The following is a 20,288-nucleotide window of genomic DNA, read 5'->3' as shown; positions in this document are numbered from 1 at the left end:
CAGGGGGGAAACACCCCCCTATTTTTTATTGCTTTTTATTGCATGTTAACGAGGCGAGCGATCGCGCAAATAGGCTTCGACTGCTTGCGGTGCCGTTTTCTACTGATCAGAATTGGGTTTAGGCATCGGCACTCAGGGATTGGAGTCGGCGCTGAATAATCGCGAGTTGCTGTTGGGCAGCGGTCAGTTGCGCCTGAGCCGTAGCCACCACCTCTGGTTGAGCTTTGTTAACAAAATTGGGGTTGTTGAGGCGAGCCGTTAAAGATTGAATGTCTTTGGTCAGGCGATCGCCCTCCTTCTGGAGTTTTGTTACCAAGGCCTCCACATCTACGACCCCCGCTAGGGGAATGAGCACCTCGCTTTTGCCAACCACACCACTAAACACCTGCTGCGGAATTTGCAGTCCAGTACCAATGGTTAGCGACTCGAGACGCGCTAGGTGTTGAATATCTGTCGCCCCAGCCTCAAAGATCGGTGCTTCCTCAGCACTGGCCTCAATCAAGGCCGTAATATACAACCCCGGCTTAATCCCCGCCTCTGCCCGCAGATTGCGCAGGGTGCGGATGGTTTCAATCAAAAGGCTAAATTGGGCTTCAAGGTCAGGGTCAATGGCGCGGCGATTCACTTTCGGGTAGGGTTGTACCGCTAAAACTTCCCTGTCTCCCACCTGATGCAGCGTGTGCCAAATTTCCTCTGTAATGTGGGGCATGAAAGGATGGAGCAGCTTCAGGATACCATCGAGAACCGTAGCTAGCACCTGTTGCGCCGTGCGCTTGGCTTTGGCGTTTTCCCCTTGCAAACGGGGTTTCACCAGTTCAATGTACCAGTCGCAAAAATCCCCCCAGATGAATTCGTAGAGTCCCTTGGCCGCCTCCCCAAGGCCATAGCTTTCAATGCGTTCGCGGGTGGTTTGAATGGCCGTGTGGTAGCGACTGAGAATCCAGCGATCGCTAGCCGCCAAGTCCCGCCGCCGCGGTGTCCCCAACTGGCTGGGGGTTTGCCCCTCTAGATTCAGCAGCACAAAGCGAGAGGCATTCCAAAGCTTGTTGGCAAAGTTGCGGCCAGCTTCGACGGTTGCCGATTCATCGGTTTTGCGGTTGTACTCTAGGCGAATATCCTGTCCGGCGCCGACCACTTCCTTGACTAAGCTATAGCGCAGGGCATCGGTGCCGTATTTTTCAATTAAAACCAAGGGGTCAATGCCGTTGTTGGCAGACTTGGACATTTTTTTGTTGTTTTCGTCCCGCACCAAGCCGTGGATATAGACATCGCGGAAGGGGATTTTACCGGTGAAGTACTGCCCCATCATTGTCATCCGCGCCACCCAGAAAAAGATGATGTCAAAGCCGGTGACCAAGGTGGCAGTAGGGTAGTAGCAGTGATAGTCTGGCGTATCATCCGGCCAGCCCAAGGTGGAAAAGGGCCATAGACCAGAGGAAAACCACGTATCCAGTACGTCCTGATCCTGCTGGAGCTGAATCTCCTTGCCAAATTGGGCGATCGCCTTGGCGCGGGCAGCGGCCTCATCCATGGCCACCACAAAGGGCGTGTCATCGCGCACTTCGCCTTCGGTTTCACTGACCACATACCAAGCGGGAATTTGATGCCCCCACCACAGTTGCCGTGAAATACACCAATCCCGTAAGTTCACCAGCCAATCGCGATAGACCTTTGCCCAGCGATCGGGGATAAAGCGGGGGGAGTGCTTTTTATCCAGTGCCTTGAGGGTGGCATCCGCGAGGGGACGAATTTTCACAAACCATTGGGTAGAGAGGAGCGGTTCAATGGGCACTTTGCCGCGATCGCTATAGGGAACGGTGTGTTTATAGTCCTCCACCCGTACCAAAAAGCCCTCTGCCTCTAGGCGAGCCACCACCTGTTGACGCGCCACAAAGCGATCCAGACCCGCAAACTCGCCAGCATTCTCATTGAGGGTGCCATCCTTATTCATCAGGTTAATCATGGGTAGGTGATGGCGTTGCCCCATGACAAAATCATTGGGATCGTGGGCTGGGGTGACTTTCACACAGCCGGTGCCAAAGGTCGGATCTACTAAGGAATCGCCAATAATGGGAATTTCCCGATTCATCAGGGGAAGCTGCAGCGTTTTGCCAATCAAATGGCGATAGCGATCGTCCTCAGGGTGAACCGCCACCGCTGTATCTCCCAGCATCGTTTCTGGCCGGGTCGTCGCCACCTCCAAATAGCCTGAGCCATCCGTCAGCGGATAGCGAAAATGCCAGAGATGCCCCTGTACTTCACGGTTTTCCACTTCTAAATCCGAGACCGCCGATTGACTGGCGGGGCACCAGTTCACCAAATACTTACCGCGATAGATCAGCCCTGCTTCATAGAGGCGATTAAAGGCGGTCAGCACCGCCCGCGACAACCCCTCGTCCATGGTGAAGCGTTCGCGCGACCAATCCACCGATAGTCCCAAGCGACGAATTTGGCCGACAATCGTATTGCCCGATGACTCCTTCCACGCCCAAGCCCGCTGGAGATAGGCCTCTCGTCCCAAGGCAAAGCGGTTGGTGCCCTCCGCCTGCAACTGTTGATCCAAAATCGTGCTAACAGCAATACTGGCATGGTCTGTCCCCGGCAGCCAGAGAACGTTGCGACCAATCATGCGGTAATAGCGAATCAGCACATCAATCAGGGCGTGCTCAAAGGCGTGCCCCATGTGCAAACTGCCGGTGACATTCGGAGGCGGAATGACAATGCAATAGGGCTTGCCGGGGTGGTTGGGATCGGCGTGAAAGACACCACTGCTTTCCCAAAGCTGTTGCCATTTGGCCTCGGTTTGCTTGGGATCGTATTGACTGGGGAGGGTAATCGCGTCGGTCATGGGTTGTTGCACTACTCCAAGGCGCCTAGGCCATCACCATACCACCATCCACATTGAAGACTTGCCCCGTAATGTAAGCGGCTGCCGGATCCAAGGCCAAAAAGCGCACCATCCCCGCCACTTCTGTGGGTTCACCATACCGCCCTAGAGGAATGAATTTAAGAATGTCCTCCGCCTTGAGTCCAGCGGTCATCTCAGTGGCAATAAAACCGGGGGCAACGGCATTCACGGTAATGCCCCGACTGGCGAGTTCTTTGGCCACAGTTTTGCTAAACCCAATCACGCCTGCTTTGGCAGCACTGTAGTTGGCTTGGCCAGGGTTGCCCATTTGCCCGGCCACAGAGGCAATGTTGATAATTCGTCCCCGCTTTTGCTTGAGCATCAGTTTACTCACCGCACGGGTACACAGGAAGACCCCCGTCAGGTTCAGGTTAATCACGGCCTGCCAATCCTCGAGGCTCATGCGCAGCAGCAGCGTGTCGCGGGTAATGCCGGCATTGTTGACCAGCACATCGACGCGGCCATAGGTGTCCACAGTTTTGGCCACAAGGGTATCGACCTGCTCAGGGACAGACACATCGGCAGCAATCGCGATCGCTGTTCCCCCTTGCTGTTCAATCATTTGCACCACTTCAAGGGCAGCTTCAGCAGAACGGGCGTAGTTAACCACTACCGTGGCTCCTGCTTTTGCCAGCTCGAGGGCGATCGCCCGACCAATTCCCCGTGAGGCACCAGTGACAATGGCAACGGCTGCTTCGCTCAAATCAGTTCTCTCCTAAGGGCAAAAATGCTGCACGTATGGATAATCCATCACAAATTTTAACAGCCGATGTTACCCCTCTTGGGTCTAGGGCATGTCAACCCAATAGATCAACACGCGAGGCAGTATTCTTAGGCGGAGTGATCGAGCCAATCAAACACTGCCTCTAGGTCAGTGAAGTCTAGGAGTGCTTCTGCCAACGCTTCGATTTGATCGGGAGAGAGCTGACGAATCCGTTCTTCAAGGTCATTGGGCACACTGCCAAACCGCCGCCTTAACTGCCGTAGGACAACGGCTGCTTCGCCTTGCTGTAGCCCTTGTTGCAATCCTTGTTGCAATCCTTGCTGCAATCCTTGTTGCAGTCCCTGTTGCAGTCCCTGTTGCAATCCCTGTTGCAGTCCTTGTTGCAATCCCTGCTGTAATCCCTGCTGTAATCCATCCTCTCGCGCCTCAGCATAAACCTCTTGATAAAACCGCGTCCGCTTTAGTTCCTCAGTGGTAAACCCCAGCATGCGCAGCACCTCCTCGCGACTCAGCTTGGTGAATTTGTACAACACAATGGTGGTGATCAACTCCATTATGACTTCTGGCCTTGGAACCGCCTCTATGCGAGTGCGTTCTGCCAGCAACCGTGCTGCTGTCGGCATTTCTGCTTCAGGTAACACTGTGAGCTGCATCAGCGCTAGGCTCAATGGCAACGCCTCAAGTGACCCCAGTTCATTCAAATAGACCCGACGCAGGCGATGACTATTCACCAACACCTCATAGGGGTCAAAGGACACTTGTTCTGCTTGACGATGGGGATAAATCACCACCGCTTGCCAGTCAGAAAAGGTGTGGCGATACAGCCGCAAATAGAGAAAGATTTCCGCAAAGAAGCGTTCATAAAAGGTGTTGTCCCGCTGAAACTGCACTTCACAAAAATAGACGATTCCCGAGGGGTCAGGGGGCACGAAGACGCCATCCATGCGAAAGGCCGTTTGCTTGAGTTCCACGGAGTCAAAACGATACCCCTGCGGCGCTTCTCTGCCCAAAAGGTCGAAGAGGGTTTGGGGTAGCTGGGCAAACAGTTGGTAAAAGAGGGAGTCGCGGTGCATGGGCTAGGAAGAGCGATTTAGCCACGCAAACACTGCCTCTAGGTCAGTGAAGTCTAGAAGTGCTTCTGCCAACGCTTCGATTTGATCGGGAGAGAGCTGACGAATCCGTTCTTCAAGGTCATTGGGCACACTGCCAAACCGCCGCCTTAACTGCCGCAGGACAACGGCTGCTTCGCCTTGCTGTAGCCCTTGTTGCAATCCTTGTTGCAATCCTTGTTGCAATCCTTGCTGCAATCCTTGTTGCAATCCTTGTTGCAATCCTTGTTGCAGTCCCTGTTGCAATCCCTGCTGTAATCCCTGCTGTAATCCCTGCTGTAATCCATCCTCTCGCGCCTCAGCATAAACCTCTTGATAAAACCGCGTCCGCTTTAGTTCCTCAGTGGTAAACCCCAGCATGCGCAGCACCTCCTCGCGACTCAGCTTGGTGAATTTGTACAACACAATGGTGGTGATCAACTCCATTATGACTTCTGGCCTTGGAACCGCCTCTATGCGAGTGCGTTCTGCCAGCAACCGTGCTGCTGTCGGCATTTCTGCTTCAGGTAACACTGTGAGCTGCATCAGCGCTAGGCTCAATGGCAACGCCTCAAGTGACCCCAGTTCATTCAAATAGACCCGACGCAGGCGATGACTATTCACCAACACCTCATAGGGGTCAAAGGACACTTGTTCTGCTTGACGATGGGGATAAATCACCACCGCTTGCCAGTCAGAAAAGGTGTGGCGATACAGCCGCAAATAGAGAAAGATTTCCGCAAAGAAGCGTTCATAAAAGGTGTTGTCCCGCTGAAACTGCACTTCACAAAAATAGACGATTCCCGAGGGGTCAGGGGGCACGAAGACGCCATCCATGCGAAAGGCCGTTTGCTTGAGTTCCACGGAGTCAAAACGATACCCCTGCGGCGCTTCTCTGCCCAAAAGGTCGAAGAGGGTTTGGGGTAGCTGGGCAAACAGTTGGTAAAAGAGGGAGTCGCGGTGCATGGGCTAGGAAGAGCGATTTAGCCACGCAAACACTGCCTCTAGGTCAGTGAAGTCTAGAAGTGCTTCTGCCAACGCTTCGATTTGATCGGGAGAGAGCTGACGAATCCGTTCTTCAAGGTCATTGGGCACACTGCCAAACCGCCGCCTTAACTGCCGCAGGACAACGGCTGCTTCGCCTTGCTGTAGCCCTTGTTGCCGTCCCTCTTCTCGTCCTTCTTCTCGCCCTTGTGCTCGCCCCTCTTGTAACCCCTCTTCCCGTGCCTCAGCATAGACGTCCCGATAAAACCGCGTCCGCTTCAACTCTTCCGTCGTAAACCCCAGCATGCGCAGCACCTCCTGCCGACTCAGCTCCGTAAACTTGTACAACACAATGGTGGTGATTAACTCTATTATGACTTCTGGCTTTGGCACTGCCTCTGTGCGAGTGCGCTCTGCCAGCAACCGTGCTGCTGTCGGCATCTCTGCTTCGGTTAGCACGGTGAGTTGCATCAGCGCTAGGCTCAATGGCAACCCCTCAAGTGACCCCAGTTCATTCAAATAGACCCGATGCAGGCGATGACTATTCACCAACACCTCATAGGGGTCAAAGGACACTTGTTCTGCTTGACGATAGGGATAAATCACCACCGCTTGCCAGTCAGAAAAGGTGTGGCGATACAGCCGCAAATAGAGAAAGATTTCCGCAAAGAAGCGTTCATAAAAGGTGTTGTCCCGCTGAAACTGCACTTCACAAAAATAGACTATTCCCGAGGGGTCAGGGGGCACGAAGACGCCATCCATGCGAAAGGCGGTTTGCTTGAGTTCCACGGAGTCAAAACGATACCCCTGCGGTGTGTCTCTGCCCAAAAGGTCAAAGAGGGTCTGGGGCAGCTGGGCAAACAGTTGGTAAAAGAGAGAGTCGCGGTGCATGGGCGAGGAAGAGCGATCGCTCCGACCAGAAACTTCAGAACTAGAGTGTTATGGAGGCAGGTGTTCCCCCTATGCTAAGCTGAGGACTGTATAGAATATGTTGTGGTTTTGCATAGATCCCTATGGCGACGTACTATTACATTCTCGCAAGCAAAAAGTTTTTGACTGAGGAAGAACCCCTTGAGGAAGTGTTTCGCGAGCGACAGCGTCACTACCGGGAGCAGGGTAAGGAGATTGATTTTTGGCTGGTGCCCGAGCCGGCGTTTTTAGAGCAGCCCCAGTTTGCTGAACAGAAGGGACGTTGTCCACAGCCCGCCGCAGCCATTATCTCCACCAACCAGCAATTTATTCAGTGGCTGAAGCTGCGCTTGGAGTATGTGCTAATGGGGCAATTCACCAGCGAGGAGGTTCCGAATCCCCTTGCTTCCCTTGCAAGCGTTTAGGGACAGGCTTGAGCAACAGCGGGATTTTGTTGACGGTAGTCCTTGAGCCAGTCACAGGCACTGGTTAATAACTGTCCTAGGGTGGCCAGTGGGCTAATCAAGACCTCGTCATCCTCGGTACCGATCGCCACATAAAGTTCGTCTTGGCCACTCACATCAACGCTGTAGGGAATGGCAGAAATACGATCAATCAGTGTAATGAGCTGGCCTCTTTGGTTCCAAACCCGCACACTGCGATCGGGGGAGGCGGTGGCAATCATTTCACCATCGGGGCTCAGACCGAGACTGACAATACTCCGCTGGTGAGCACGAAACACACGGGGGTTGCTGGGGGCAGTTTTGCCGTGAATTGACCACAAATAGACGGAGCCACTTTCGCCAGCCGCCGCTAGGAATTGGCCGTTGGCACTAAATTCAAGACCGGCCAGCCATCCTGCATCAGGGTTCAGGCGATAGGCAAGGCGATCGCCCTCAAAATTCCAGACCTCAATTGTGCCCGCAGACCCCGTACTCGCCAGCAGGGGGAGTGTCGGATGGAAGCTGAGGCTCCAAATTTCCCCTTCACTTTTGCGCTTTTGAATGTTCTCTGGCCGCTGGAGGTCAACAAGATAAATAGTGCCTTTTTCATCGCCTGCGGCTAAGTACCGTCGTTGGGGATCCATGGACACGGTGTAGAGGGGAGCCTCGATGGGCAGTTGCCAGATTTGCTGGGAGCGATCCGCAAGGTTCCAGATCACTAATTTTCCCCCTTTGGTGGCGATCGCCACCCGCTGGCCACTGGGACTAAAGAGCACTTGGTTGATGCCTTGAGGATCGAGAACTGGGGTTGTGGCAAGGAGCGTGCCATCCCGTCGCCAGTACTTGACGCGACCATCTTTGCCCCCCGTGACCACTGTGGCTGCTTGGGGATCTAAGGCCACTGTCCAAATACTTTCTTGATCGGCAAACCAGTGTTCCGTGCGGTGATGATCGAGGTACCACAGCGTCATTTGCCCCCCGCGATCGCTACTGAGGAGAACTGACCCCGTTGGATTAAAGCTGACGGTATTGATCAGGCGTTCATGACTCCCCAACTCAGCAATCAGTTCACCCGTTGGCTGCCACAGACGCATCGTGTTATCTGTGCTCAGGGTCAATAGACGATAGCCCACAGGAGACGTACCCACAAAATACACTGGGGCTGCACTGACACGCCATTGATTGATTTGCTGCCCCTTGGTGTTCCAAAGGCGGAGGGTGCCATCTTTGCCTACCGTCGCCAGTTGGCCATTGCTGAGATAGGTCAAACTGGTTTGGGGAACGGGAAGATCGGCTTGGACTTGCCATGCTTGGAGCAGTTCCCCCTGACGGGACCAAACCCGAATCCAGCCTTCTTCATCGGCAGTGGCCAAGCGATCGCCCCTGATGGCATAACTCAAGCTATTGATACTCTGGCTAGGGGTGGGAATAGTGGCCAGTAATTCCCCTTCAAGGCTCCAACGCAGCATATCCCCTGTAGTTGTGGTGGCCGTCAACTCCTGCCCCTCTGGACTAAAGCGAAAGTTATTGATCGGTAAGGCAGGCAAACGCCGTTCAAAGATAAGTTTTTGCACTTCGACACGCCACAGGGAAATTTCGCCCTTATTATTGAGCAGACCCACGCGATCGCCCGCAGGGCTGATCCGCGCCAGTTTGACATTGCCAATCTCCAAAGACTGGGCACTCAGTCGCTCGCCGTTCACTCGCCAAAATTCGACAAGGCCGCTTTCACTAATGCTGAACTGCTGACCATCAGCCGTCAAAAAGGCCGCCATCAGGGGGGTATTGTCACTCTGCCATTGGTTGCGGGCTTGAATGTGATCGAGGAAAAAATTGAGCACAAAGAGGGGGCGCGTCGTAGGGTATTGACTCAGGGGGCGATCGCCCACCAGTCGTTTTAAGTGGCGTCCTGCCTCAATACCTGCTAAAAGGGCGGGTAACTCTTGGGCTTGAAACTGTTCCAGAAGATCATTACTGGTTTGCTCAAGGGCTAGACTTTCTTGGGAGGCTTGCAGATCTGCATAGGTTTTTGCCAAAATTGCCGCTACCCCCAGAGAAATCACAGAAACAATACCAAGAGCCATGAGGGCGCGGCGGGTCAGACGACTGGCTTTTTGGCGAGCTGCCTCGAGAATGCGGTTGGCAGCACTGATCGCCTCCTTTTCTTGGCGCTCGAGCAGTAACGTGTCTTGAATCGCTTTCTGGTTGGCCTCCTGACTGGCAGAAAGATACTGATAATCCAGATCACTGAGACTTTTGCCACTGGCCCAGATCAACGCTTCCTCAAGGGCTTGTCCCCGCAGGAGACGGGAGCTATCACTCCCCCCAGAGCGCAGCCATGCTTGGAACTCCTCACTGTAGGGGCGCAGTTGTGCCAGTTGTTGCTCCACCCACGCAGCGTCAAAAATATGGGCATAGATGGGGTTAAAGACTTGCAATTTGCCTTGGCGCTGACACACCAGTCCCGTTAGAGCGAGGGCACGCTGCTCACTACTGCCATCAAGGGGAATGCCCCCCGTTTCTAAAACCCGCTGATAGAGACCCAAGAGCCGACCGATGCGCTGTTCATCAGCCAGCAAGCGATTGCGAATGGTCTTGAGGTGTTCGGGTTCATCTTGCCGCTCCCAATCCTGAAGGATATGCTCTTGGACAAACTGGGCTAACTGCTGGGAGAGGGTTGACGTTGGCATGAATGACCCGTGGTGTTGCAGCAGGCGACAGAGTTTTTGGGTCAAGAAGGGTTGGCCACCCGTCCAATTGAGAATTTCCGCCAAGAGTTGATCGGGGTTGTCGCTAAGATGGGCAATGCCCTTGAGTAGGGGGGTGGCTTCCGCAAGGGTAAATCCCTGTAAATCAATGGCACAACCAATGTTAAAGGGGGTGCGTTGCTTATCTTGAATCAGTTGATCGGGAGTGGCCACGCCAAAGAGAGCAAAGGTTAAGCGCTGATATTCGGGATAATCTGCCCGTTGGTTGTAACAAGCGCGGATCCAAGCAAAAAAATCATCGGTGGAAAAGGGCAGACTCAACAAACTATCAATTTCATCAATAAAAATGACAAGAGGTTCACGGGTGTGGGCAAGCAGCACTGTTTCTACGAAATCACTGAGGCGCTGAATGGGTGACACCAGCTGGCGATCGCGCCACCAAGAGCGCAAGGAGACCACATCAGTTAACTGAAATCCCTGAATGAGGGCACCCACAAAGCTGGCATACCACTGCTCGGGTTGAATATTTTGGCTGCCAATTTTGGTAATGTCGAGGGCAGCACAGCGGTACCCCATTGTCATCAATTGCTGCGTCACCTGCACCCGCAAGCTGGATTTGCCCATTTGCCGCGAATTGAGAATATAGCAAAATTCGCCAGCGGTGAGGGCAGCCAACAGATCCGCATCCGCTTGCCGTCGGACATAGACTGCCGATGTGGTGGGTAAACTGCCCCCCACTTGATAGGTGGTTGCTGCATCCATTGAGGGTGACCTAGTTGGAAACGGTACGCTCAGGTGCTGTTGACGTGGTTGCCCTCTCTGAAGTGGCCTGACTAGCAAGAAATTCTTTTTCTGTCACTTCTCCCAGTTGCCCCATCGGTTGGGACGGACCATTATTGACACTCACCTTGACAGCGCCAGCATTCCCCGTGCGGACAATTAAACGTTCCTTGGCTTGCCAACTGCGCTCTGTTCCCGACTCCAAAATACCGGCATAGACAACTCGACCATCGGCTTCCACCTCGAGCCACGAGGCATCGGAGAGGGACAACTTGACCTCAACCGTTTCAGGGGTCGTAGGGCTGGGCGTCGGTGTTGCCGCTGCTGTGGGGGTGGGTGTGGGGCTGGGGGACGCGGTAGGGGTCGGTGCGGGGGCTAAATCGGTGATGCTTTGGGCTTGGGGACGAAAGAGATAGGCCAACCCAGCCACTGCCGCTGCCACGAGGGCAAAGTACATCAGGTAGAGGTGAATTGGGCGCAACTGCCAACCTATGCCACCCTTGGGAACACTGGGTTTATCGGGGCGCTCCACAGGGTCAGCCACTGTTGGAAAATTGGCGGCAATACTTTTGCCATCAAGGCCAAGGGCATCGGCAAAACGGCGAATAAATCCTTGGGTATAGACGGGTTCGGGTAACTCCTCAAGGTTGGCATTTTCAATGGCTGCAAGGATTGACTGGCGCACCAACGTTTTGGCGGCCAACTCCTCAAGACTTAGACCCACTTCCCGTCGCTTTTCGCGGAGGAAGGCACCAATTTCTGCCAGTTTTTCTGCCTGTTGATTACTGAAGTGAGGCATCGCTATCTATCTCCTGCCGTCAGTCTATGCCAATTTGCCGAAGAGGGGTTTAGCCATTGGGATTATCCTATAGCAAGCTGCTGTGGATTGGGGGACTGCCTTTGCTAGGCTAGATCTGGCTTTTAGACGCACCTCATTTTTATGACTCAGTTCTCTCCCTTGTACGAAGGCAAGGCAAAGATTATTTATGCCACAGCGGATCCAGACATCTTGCTGGCGGCGTTCAAGGATGATGCCACCGCCTTTAATGCTCAGAAGCGCGGCTCGATCCAAAACAAGGGAGTGATGAACTGCGCGATCGCCAGCCATTTGTTTCGGTATCTGGCGGCTCAGGGCATCCCCAACCATTTTATTGCCCAAGTGGCGCCAAACAAGATGCACATTCGGCGAGTAGAGATTATTCCCCTTGAGGTGGTGGTGCGCAATCGGGCAGCGGGAAGCCTTTGTCGGCAGACGGGATTGCCCTTGGGATTAGAACTCAATCCCCCCTTGGTGGAGTTTTACCTCAAGAATGATGATCTTGGTGATCCGCTGCTCACGGGCGATCGCCTGCGCCTATTGCAGATTGCCACAGATGAGGAAGTCGCAAAGATCAGGGAAATGGCCTTGGCCGTCAATACCCATCTCAGTCGCTTTTTTGCTGAGTGTGGCATTACCTTGGTGGACTTTAAGCTGGAGTTTGGCCGCAGTCCGACGGGGGAGATTCTCTTGGCGGATGAAATTAGTCCCGACAGTTGCCGCCTCTGGAATCAGGATGAAAGTGATCCTGAGAAGCGCATTCTCGATAAAGATCGTTTTCGCCAAGATTTGGGCGCCATTGAGGATGCCTACGCCCTCGTGATGCAGCGAGTGTTAGCCCATAGCGTGAGTTAGCAAGGGGTGGGCAATGACCGTTGTACTTGGCGCCGATGTGGGTGGCACAAAAACTCTCATCGAGTTATGGGATGTGGTGGGTAGCGATTGGCATTTGCTCCACAGGGCGAAATACGCCAGCCGCGATTTCCCTGACTTGACAGCTCTTTTGCAAATGTTCCTCAAGGAGAGTCCTGCCCATCCCCAGCGGGCTTGTCTGGGGATTCCGGGGCCTGTGATTGACCAAGTGGCTCAGGTAACCAATTTGGGCTGGCGGGTCAGTGGTGCTGAATTAGAAACGGCATTGCAGATCCCTTGCGTGACGCTGCTGAATGATTTTGCAGCCGTGGCCTATGGTGCATTGGTGTTACCGCCGACGGATTTTGTTGTCCTTCAGGAGCGACCGCGGCGCCCCCAGGCGCCTATTGCCCTATTGGGAGCAGGTACTGGATTAGGGGAAGCACTGATGATTTGGCAGGGCGATCGCTACCAAGTGATGCCCCTAGAGGGCGGCCACACCGACTTTCCACCCCGCAATGAACAGGAAATGGGTCTATTGCGCTATTTGTGGCAAACCTACGAGCGAGTTTCTGTGGAACGGGTGGTTTCTGGCGCGGGGCTAGTGGCAATTTACGAGTATCTCAAGAGTGTCCACTTTGCTCCCGAATCAGCAGTGGTTGCAGCAGCCATGGCAGAGGTGGAGGATCGCGCCGCCGTGATCAGTCAATACGGCCTTGAGGGGGATCCTCTGTGTGCAGAAGCCTTACGGATGTTTGTGGATGCCTATGGGGCAGAGGCTGGCAACCTTGCCCTGAAAAGTTTGCCCTTGGGGGGGGTGCTGATTGCCGGAGGGATTGCCCCGAAAATTCTGCCGAAAATGACCGATGGCACGTTTCGCCAAGGGTTTGTGAGTAAGGGACGATTTCGCCCCCTGATGGAGCAGTTGTACGTTGCAGTGATTACGAATCCAGAGGTGGGATTGCGGGGCGCGGTACATTTAGCCGCTCAGGGGGCCTAGGGGTTAGAGGTGCTTCAGTTGTGGATAGGCCATTAGCAACTCATCAGCAGTGAGGGTGTCACCAATGGCTTGGGGTTGCCAGAGCAATTCGACCGCCAGTAGGCGATCGCTACCAATGCCTCCCAACTGTTGCAGCGCTTGCCGTAGCTCTAGGTCATTATTGACTGCGGGCAGTTTCAAGCGACCCGTGGCAGCCACCACCAAAGTTACAACAATATATTCACCCACATCATTGCTCACCACAGGGGCGATCGCTGTCTGCTTAATTTCACGGCGGTAGTTGGAGAGGGTTTCTGCACTGAGTTTGCTGCGCTCCGCAAGCGCCAGTTGGTTAAAGGCTGTTTCCGCTTGCAGCAGTTTCGTTTCTTGGCTGCTGGCGTGGGCATAAACCCAGTATTGGGGATGGCGCAGCAGAGCAAGCGTTGCCTCTTGCAGCACTTTGGTGAGACCTTCGGGACTTTGGGTATCAGCGGTGAGCGCTAGTTGATTCAGTTCCTCTTGGAGTTCGCGAGCTTGGGCGAGGAGTCCCACATGCAGCGTATGCAGCGAGACCACGGGGTTGTCTTGGTAGATCTCTGAGTCATCGCCGCTATTGCGGAAGTTGCGGAAGGTGGAGATTAAAATATTGGCCAGCACACCAATCATGATGATCGTGAATAGGCCGCCAAAGCCACCGCCAAAACCAAAGAAGGGAATTAGGAAGGGAAAGCCAAAACCACCGCCATAGACTGGAACAGGCTGAGCATAGCCGCCGTAATCACTGCGGGGGGCACGGTAGGAACGGGCGGGCGCCGGACGACTAAAGGAGCCACCCCCGACACGTCCACCACTGCGGGCTGCCCATGCGGCACCACTGTCAAGGACAAGATGGGCAATCAATACCCCCACTGCCACAATTGCTGTCACAGATTTGAGACGTTGCCAAAAAGTTTTCATCATAAATTGTGTTCCCAAGGATTGACACACCGAAGGAGAGGTCCTGCTCTCAGTCTAACGTTTTGTCATCTTTAGAACAGATGGGTAAACCCTACAGCCCTTTTCGCGGGGATGGAACACACTGGCAGCAGTCAAAATTACGGAAGCCTCGCGCCCCCTTGGTGTAGGCCATATTTTAGAAAAGGGCTGTATTACGATATGAAAAGCAAACTTTCGATGAATGCTTTGCCTGCCGAGTTCTGTTCACGAAAACAATGATTGAAATTCCTGAGCCTCTTAAGCCGGTGATTACCTTTGCCCACCCGGTGCTGATGTGGATTCTTTTTGCGCTCACGCTTTATGCCATGTATTTAGGGATTCAAACCCGTCGCCTACGCTCCCTCAGCGGCGAGGAAAAGAAAGCACTGATCCAATCCAAGGTAAATATCAAACACCACCAAGTTGGCGCCATCCTATTGGCTTTGATGGTCATGGGGACGATTGGCGGGATGGCGGTCACCTACATCAATAATGGCAAGCTCTTTGTCGGACCGCACTTGATTGTCGGGCTAGGGATGACGGCATTGATTGCAATTTCTGCCAGCTTGACCCCCTTTATGCAAAAGGGCAGTGAGGCCGCTCGTGCCCTGCACATGACCCTCAACCTGTTTCTGGTGATCCTTTTTGGTTGGCAGGCGGTGACGGGTCTGCAAATTGTGCAGCGAATTCTCAATGCTAGTTAGATGCGGGTGGCAACCTAGGCAGCGAGCGTAGCAATTGCAAAATCTCTGCAACAAGCGAGGACTTTTGTGCCAGAATATGAGGAGCACTAGTTACAGCCCTTTTCACAGGGATGAATATGCTTAGCACTGCGAAAGCGCGTGTGGGTCAGCATTTCACTTACCTGACGTACCCAATATTTCAGAAAAGGGCTGTACTGCAAATAATTCCTAATGCAGTGGGTGCTCCTTCGCTTTACTGATTGCAGACAGTTCGCTTTCTGGGTGATCATGACCACACTTTCCCTGATGCCAACGCTTCAAACAGCCGTCCGGGTTGAGCACTTACATAAATCCTTTGGCCGCTTTGCTGCGATTTGCGATGTGAGCCTCTGTGTCCATGAGGGGGAAATTCTCGGGCTGTTGGGGCCTTCGGGTTGCGGTAAGACAACGCTACTGCGCTTAATTGCCGGTCTGGACACGCCAGATGCTGGGGAAATTTGGGTGGGCGATCGCTGTGTGGCAGCGGCAAATGTCTTTGTGCCCCCTGAGCAACGGTCTTTGGGCATGGTCTTTCAGGACTTCGCCCTGTTTCCCCATTTGACGGTGGCGGAGAATATTGCCTTTGGTTTGCAACAACAACGCCTGAGCAAGCAGCAAATTCAGGAGCGGGTGGCAGCAGTTTTGGCTCTAGTGCAGCTGGCGGATCTGAAAAAGCGCTATCCCCATGAGTTGTCGGGTGGCCAACAGCAACGAGTTGCCTTGGCGCGGGCGATCGCCCCCCAACCAGCGGTGATTCTCCTCGATGAACCCCTGAGTAATCTGGATGCCCAAGTGCGACTGCAACTGCGGGAAGAATTACGCACCATTCTCAAGGGCACAGGGACAACGGCAATTTTTGTTACCCATGATCAGGAGGAAGCCCTGAGTCTCTCGGATCGCTTAGCGGTGATGCGTCAAGGCAAGATTGAGCAGGTGGGTAACCCCCAAGACATTTATTGCCAGCCGGCCTCGCGATTTGTGGCAGGCTTCATTACCCAAGCCAACTTTTTGCCGGCCTGTGCCGAAGGGTCTCAGGTACGCACGGATGTTGGCGTGTTTCCCCTGCCGGAAGCACTCCCCAAGAGGGAAGGGGAGGTGATGATTCGGGAAGAGGATGTGCAATTGCAGCCAGACACTGCGGCAACCAGCTGCTTTGTGATTCGCGATCGCCAGTTCCTTGGTCGCGAGTATCGCTACTGTATTCAACTGCCCTCCGGTCAAGATCTCCACGCCCGCCAGCCCCTTGCTGTGAATTTACCCGTTGGTACCCCTGTGAAAGTGGCCGCGCAAGCGGTGCGTTTCTTTCCCAAGGAACTCTAGTTTAGGGCACGCCCCATATATTCGCCCCAAAGAGCGGCAGCCAACCCACTACTGCCTTGGGTGGGGCTATTATCATCATTGCCCAGCCAAATTCCGGTGAGGACATCAGCAGCGGGCACATAGCCAATAAACCAAAGGTCGCGACCATCATTCGTGGTGCCCGTTTTGCCCGCCACAGAACGGCCAATGGCGGCGGCACGACCCGTCCCCCGGCTGACAACAGCGGTCAGCAAACGCGTCATTTCATTGGCGATCGCTGGGTCGAGCACCCGTTGAGGTGTTTCATCACTCGCGGCGTAGATCAGGCGACAGGTCTGCCAGTCGTTTGTTCTTTTACAATCACCGCCATCGCGCACCGAAACAATGGCATGGGGCGGAATGCGCTGTCCCTCATTGGCGAGCACAGCAAAGGCACCACTGATTTCAAGGAGGGTGACCTCACTTTGACCGAGAACAAGGCCGGGCACTGCCTGTAGGGGGGTGGTAATGCCCATTGCTCTTGCCAATTGAATCGTGGCTTCTAAACCAACAGTTTGGGCGAGGCGCAAAGCAATCGGATTTTCGGAAAGGGCTAACGCTGTGGCTAAATCCATCGCACCACCGCCTGCACGACAGCCCTCAAATTGTTGCCCCTGCCAGAAGACGGGCGCGCAGGAAAAGGTTTCACCAGCCCTATGGCCTTGCAGGAGGGCTTCGGTATAGACAAACACCTTGAATGTGGAGCCCGGTTGACGCAGGGCAAGGGTGGCACGGTTAAACTGGCTTTTTTGGTAATCCACGCCACCCACGAGGGCAAGAATCAAACCATCCCTCGGCCGCAGGGTAATCAGTCCCCCCTGATGAACCCCATAGGCGCTGCCAGTGCTGGTGATAAAATTGCGCAGACTGGTTTCGGCCAGTTCTTGCCAGCGGGGGTCTAGGCCTGTCTCCACAATCAGGTTGCCCTCTTGGGCGAGGTTTTCACCGAGGAGTTGGGCAAGTTCCTGATAGACATGATCCGTGTAGTAGGGAAAGCGCTGGGAGGTGAGCAATTCCCGCGCCTTGGGACTAATTTCAATGCGGGAGCGGCGGGCGCGATCGCCCTCTTCTTTGCTGATGTAGCCCTGCTGCACCATGCGCAAAATGACACGATTGCGATAATCCACTGCCACATCGTAGTCGCGCACCGGGTTAAAGCGGTTCGGTGCTGGCAAAATCCCCACCAGCGTGGCGGCCTCATTAAGCGTCAAGTCTTTGGCAGGCTTATCAAAGTAGAATTGCGCCGCATCCTCAAAGCCGCGATTGCCTAAGCCCAGATACACGCGGTTGAGGTAGGCCAACAGCAGCTCCTCTTTGCTGTAGAAAAATTCCAGCTTCAGGGCAACCGCCATTTCGCGCCACTTGCGGCCGAGGCTCTCATCCATCCCCACATGGGAACGAAAGAGTGTACGTGCCAACTGCTGGGATAGGGTACTTGCTCCTTCACGTGTTTGGCGGGTTAATAGATTGGTCACCACCGCTCGCGCCATGCCCAGAGGATCAACACCAAAGTGCCAGTAGTAGCGCACATCCTCAGAGGCCAAGACCCCATGGACTAAGTAAGGGGAAAACTCATTGAGCCGTTGCAGTTCGCGGTGGGGGCGATCTTCGACTGGGTTGATCAGTTCCCCTTGGCGATCGAGGAGAATAATCGGCCCTTGCTCAATCGGAGGCAGGGGACGCACCGCCACTTTGCTAGCTTCGGCAGCTAGTAATCCCATTACAAGGCCACTGATGCCGATCGCCCCCCAAATACTGTAGGTGACAGCATGAACCCAAGGGGGGGGTGGATTGTGGAAGCGGAGGGTAACAGCACCTTTAACCTCTGGGGGGCCAAGGGTAATGACATCGCCGTGGTGCAGTTCACTTGTTTTCAGGCGCTGCCGTTTGCGATAGATGCCGTTGGTGGAGTCTAAGTCTTGGATTTGAAAGACGCCTGTGGGGGTGAGCCGTTTGAGGCGGGCATGGGTACCACTGACAATCTCGGCATCGACAATAATATCGGCACGGCTGTGGCTACGGCCAATAACATAGCGATCGCCAACCAAGGGAAAGACTTGGCGTTGACCTTTGAACTCAACCCATAACTCGGGCGTGCGAGCATTTTCCCGCAGGGAGACCTGTTGCCAATCAAAGCGAGAGTGTACCGTTTGCACCGCTTGGGTGACGGTTTGAGTCATGGACTGCCAAAAATCTCGGGCAGGATTGGGCATGGCAGCAACGATAGGGACACTGTGATTTGACGAACAGGTAACTCGATTGTATCCCTACATTTCTGGCACATAGCCCGCTGGCACGGCACTGGGATCCGTATCCCGCTTGGAACTGAGAATATCCATTCGGTCAACTAAAATGACCGGCGAGGAGCGATCAGCCCCCGTGTTGCGGTCTTGCCAGCGATCGAACTTGAGACTGCCCTTGATACCCAACAGCGTTCCTTTGCGCACATAATCAGCAGCCACCTGAGCGGTTTTTCCCCAAATTTCCAAGTTAAACCAATCGGGTTGATCGTCCTTGGTGGGGCGATTCACGGCCAAGGTCAGCCGACACTTCACACTCCCCGACTCAAAATAGCGAACGTCGGGATCACTGCCGACACGACCCACTAGATGAACCACGTTTAGACCCATGGCTGACTAGCCTCAAACTGCTCTTTGCCCCATTGTACATGGTTCCATTGGTGCTACTGCCTCAAAGCCCAGCCAGCGCCTTGCTCAGCTGTTGCCTCTCCATAGATTTTTGTAAAAATTGGGTTCTGCGGGGTTACCGAATGCGGGGGTCAGCCCATTTGAGCAGTAAATCCGCTAGGAGGTTGCCAATAATCAGCATCACTGCCCCCATCATCAGGCTGGCCATGACGACATAAATATCTTGGGCAGTTACCGCCTGTAAAATTAAGCGCCCCAGACCTGGCCAGTTAAAGAAAAATTCGGCAATAAAAGCACCACTGAGGAGGCTGGCAAATTCAAAACCCAACAGGGTAATGAGGGGGTTCACCGCATTGCGTAGGGCATGGACGTAGATCACCCGTGATTCCGGGAGTCCCTTGGCTCGTGCCGTTTGAATGTAGTTTTGGCGCAGCACATCTAGTAAATTCCCGCGCATGAGCCGCTGTAAACCCGCAAAGCTGGTGAGGGTGAGGGCAATAGTCGGTAAAATCAGGTGCCAGCCAATATCCAGAACTTTGCCCCACCAAGGGAGGTCGTCGTAAAACAAACTGGTCATGCCCCCCACCGGAAACAAAGGGGTGCTTTGGGCAAGAAAGAGCAGCAAGAGGGCGGTAATGAAGCTGGGAAACCCTTGGCCAATGTAACTAATGACCCGCAGCAGGCGATCGCTCCAACGATCTTGGGTCACCGCTGCCCAAATACCTAAGGGGATGGCTAATCCCCATGTGAGGAGAATCGAACTAAAAGAGAGCAGGAGAGTGGCGGGTACGCGCTCCCACAATAGGGAGGCCACCGATCGCTGATAGACAAAACTAGTACCGAAGTTGCCATAGCGAATAATTTGCCACAGCCAGCGAAAGTATTGCTCTACAGGGGACTTGTCAAGGCCAAATTGCCGCTCCAATTCCTGCAAGCGTTCCAAGGAAATTTGGGGATCCGCCTTGAGATTGTCCAGATAGTTGCCCGGTGCCAACTGCATAATGGCAAAACTCAACGCCGAGGCCAACAGCAGCGTGATCAGGGCTTCCCCCAAGCGTCGCAAAATCAGGCGGCTCGTTTCATTCCCTAAGCCTTGGCCAATGGATTTGAGCATGGATCATTTGGAAGCCAGCACGGCATCAATAGCAGCCTTGAGTTCTGCTTCACTCAGTTGGGTAATGACAAACACCTCCTGCACCGTTTTGCCTCGCCGCGCAATCACCTTAAACCCACCTTTGATGGGCACCGAAACCCGTAGGTGTAGATGGGGGGATTTCCCTTTGACAGGGGCAATGACACCGGGCGTGAGGGTACTAATCCCCGCCACTTTGGCCAATTTTTCCAAGACGGGAATCAAGCCTTCAATATGGGTAGAGTGATTCAGGACAACCCGACCCGTTCCTGCTGCCATTG

Annotated in this window: 17 protein-coding genes; 5 read left to right on the top strand and 12 right to left on the bottom strand. The window is 54.1% G+C overall.

What is annotated here, in order from left to right; translation table 11 throughout:
• Nucleotides 1–118 precede the first annotated feature (118 nt).
• From RHP47_RS07935 to RHP47_RS07915, 5 genes are all read right to left on the bottom strand, one after another.
• Nucleotides 119–2,848 (bottom strand): valine--tRNA ligase, encoded by a 2,730-nt coding sequence (locus RHP47_RS07935; protein ID WP_310840169.1) that lies wholly within the window; start codon nucleotides 2,846–2,848, stop codon nucleotides 119–121.
• A 25-nt stretch (nucleotides 2,849–2,873) separates the two neighbouring features.
• A complete protein-coding gene (gene fabG, locus RHP47_RS07930) occupies nucleotides 2,874–3,611 on the bottom strand; it encodes a 3-oxoacyl-[acyl-carrier-protein] reductase (RefSeq protein WP_286625256.1) in 738 nt (245 codons plus the stop codon).
• Nucleotides 3,612–3,739: 128 nt separating this feature from the next.
• A complete protein-coding gene (locus RHP47_RS07925; protein ID WP_310840168.1) occupies nucleotides 3,740–4,705 on the bottom strand; it encodes an Rpn family recombination-promoting nuclease/putative transposase in 966 nt (321 codons plus the stop codon).
• A gap of 3 nt (nucleotides 4,706–4,708) precedes the next feature.
• Nucleotides 4,709–5,686, bottom strand: a complete 978-nt coding sequence (locus tag RHP47_RS07920; RefSeq protein ID WP_310840167.1) for an Rpn family recombination-promoting nuclease/putative transposase — start codon at nucleotides 5,684–5,686, stop codon at nucleotides 4,709–4,711.
• A gap of 3 nt (nucleotides 5,687–5,689) precedes the next feature.
• The gene (locus tag RHP47_RS07915; RefSeq protein ID WP_310840166.1) at nucleotides 5,690–6,595 is read right to left on the bottom strand and encodes an Rpn family recombination-promoting nuclease/putative transposase; all 906 of its coding nucleotides are present in this window, start codon (nucleotides 6,593–6,595) and stop codon (nucleotides 5,690–5,692) included.
• Between the two features lie 122 nt (nucleotides 6,596–6,717).
• Between RHP47_RS07915 and RHP47_RS07910 the strand changes: the two genes are divergently transcribed.
• Complete coding sequence (locus RHP47_RS07910) at nucleotides 6,718–7,038, top strand: MgPME-cyclase complex family protein (protein WP_286668575.1); 321 nt, start codon at nucleotides 6,718–6,720, stop codon at nucleotides 7,036–7,038.
• On the opposite strand, the gene RHP47_RS07905 is transcribed toward RHP47_RS07910, so the two are convergent.
• Both RHP47_RS07905 and RHP47_RS07900 read right to left on the bottom strand, forming a co-directional pair.
• Nucleotides 7,035–10,526 (bottom strand): AAA-like domain-containing protein, encoded by a 3,492-nt coding sequence (locus RHP47_RS07905; RefSeq protein ID WP_310840165.1) that lies wholly within the window; start codon nucleotides 10,524–10,526, stop codon nucleotides 7,035–7,037. The genes RHP47_RS07910 and RHP47_RS07905 overlap by 4 nt on opposite strands.
• A gap of 10 nt (nucleotides 10,527–10,536) precedes the next feature.
• A complete protein-coding gene (locus tag RHP47_RS07900) occupies nucleotides 10,537–11,343 on the bottom strand; it encodes a helix-turn-helix domain-containing protein (protein WP_149819765.1) in 807 nt (268 codons plus the stop codon).
• Between the two features lie 141 nt (nucleotides 11,344–11,484).
• On the opposite strand from RHP47_RS07900, the gene purC reads away from it, so the two are divergent.
• Both purC and RHP47_RS07890 read left to right on the top strand, forming a co-directional pair.
• Nucleotides 11,485–12,216 (top strand): phosphoribosylaminoimidazolesuccinocarboxamide synthase, encoded by a 732-nt coding sequence (gene purC / locus RHP47_RS07895; RefSeq protein ID WP_310840164.1) that lies wholly within the window; start codon nucleotides 11,485–11,487, stop codon nucleotides 12,214–12,216.
• Between the two features lie 13 nt (nucleotides 12,217–12,229).
• A complete protein-coding gene (locus RHP47_RS07890) occupies nucleotides 12,230–13,213 on the top strand; it encodes a glucokinase (protein ID WP_149819761.1) in 984 nt (327 codons plus the stop codon).
• A gap of 3 nt (nucleotides 13,214–13,216) precedes the next feature.
• On the opposite strand, the gene RHP47_RS07885 is transcribed toward RHP47_RS07890, so the two are convergent.
• Nucleotides 13,217–14,152, bottom strand: a complete 936-nt coding sequence (locus RHP47_RS07885; RefSeq protein ID WP_302679265.1) for a DUF1517 domain-containing protein — start codon at nucleotides 14,150–14,152, stop codon at nucleotides 13,217–13,219.
• Nucleotides 14,153–14,403: 251 nt separating this feature from the next.
• Between RHP47_RS07885 and RHP47_RS07880 the strand changes: the two genes are divergently transcribed.
• Nucleotides 14,404–14,871, top strand: a complete 468-nt coding sequence (locus RHP47_RS07880; protein WP_310840162.1) for a DUF4079 domain-containing protein — start codon at nucleotides 14,404–14,406, stop codon at nucleotides 14,869–14,871.
• Between the two features lie 267 nt (nucleotides 14,872–15,138).
• The gene (locus tag RHP47_RS07875) at nucleotides 15,139–16,209 is read left to right on the top strand and encodes an ABC transporter ATP-binding protein (protein ID WP_226971912.1); all 1,071 of its coding nucleotides are present in this window, start codon (nucleotides 15,139–15,141) and stop codon (nucleotides 16,207–16,209) included.
• On the opposite strand, the gene RHP47_RS07870 is transcribed toward RHP47_RS07875, so the two are convergent.
• From RHP47_RS07870 to RHP47_RS07855, 4 genes are all read right to left on the bottom strand, one after another.
• On the bottom strand, nucleotides 16,206–18,440 hold the full coding sequence (locus RHP47_RS07870) for a transglycosylase domain-containing protein (protein WP_310840161.1): 2,235 nt from the start codon (nucleotides 18,438–18,440) through the stop codon (nucleotides 16,206–16,208). The two genes, RHP47_RS07875 and RHP47_RS07870, sit on opposite strands and share 4 nt — an antisense overlap.
• 54 nt (nucleotides 18,441–18,494) lie before the next feature.
• Nucleotides 18,495–18,857 carry a single-stranded DNA-binding protein gene (locus tag RHP47_RS07865; protein ID WP_286625244.1) on the bottom strand — a complete coding sequence of 121 codons (363 nt, stop codon included), beginning with the start codon at nucleotides 18,855–18,857 and terminating at the stop codon, nucleotides 18,495–18,497.
• 133 nt (nucleotides 18,858–18,990) lie between these two features.
• Nucleotides 18,991–19,989 (bottom strand): ABC transporter permease, encoded by a 999-nt coding sequence (locus RHP47_RS07860; RefSeq protein WP_286625243.1) that lies wholly within the window; start codon nucleotides 19,987–19,989, stop codon nucleotides 18,991–18,993.
• A gap of 3 nt (nucleotides 19,990–19,992) precedes the next feature.
• A complete protein-coding gene (locus RHP47_RS07855) occupies nucleotides 19,993–20,286 on the bottom strand; it encodes a DUF2103 domain-containing protein (protein WP_190278328.1) in 294 nt (97 codons plus the stop codon).
• Nucleotides 20,287–20,288 lie beyond the last annotated feature (2 nt).

Origin of the sequence: Thermosynechococcus sp. QKsg1, from assembly GCF_031586415.1 — a bacterium.
GTDB lineage: Bacteria > Cyanobacteriota > Cyanobacteriia > Thermosynechococcales > Thermosynechococcaceae > Thermosynechococcus.
Note: the sequence above shows the minus strand (reverse complement) of the source record. Positions and strands in the feature narration are given on the sequence as shown.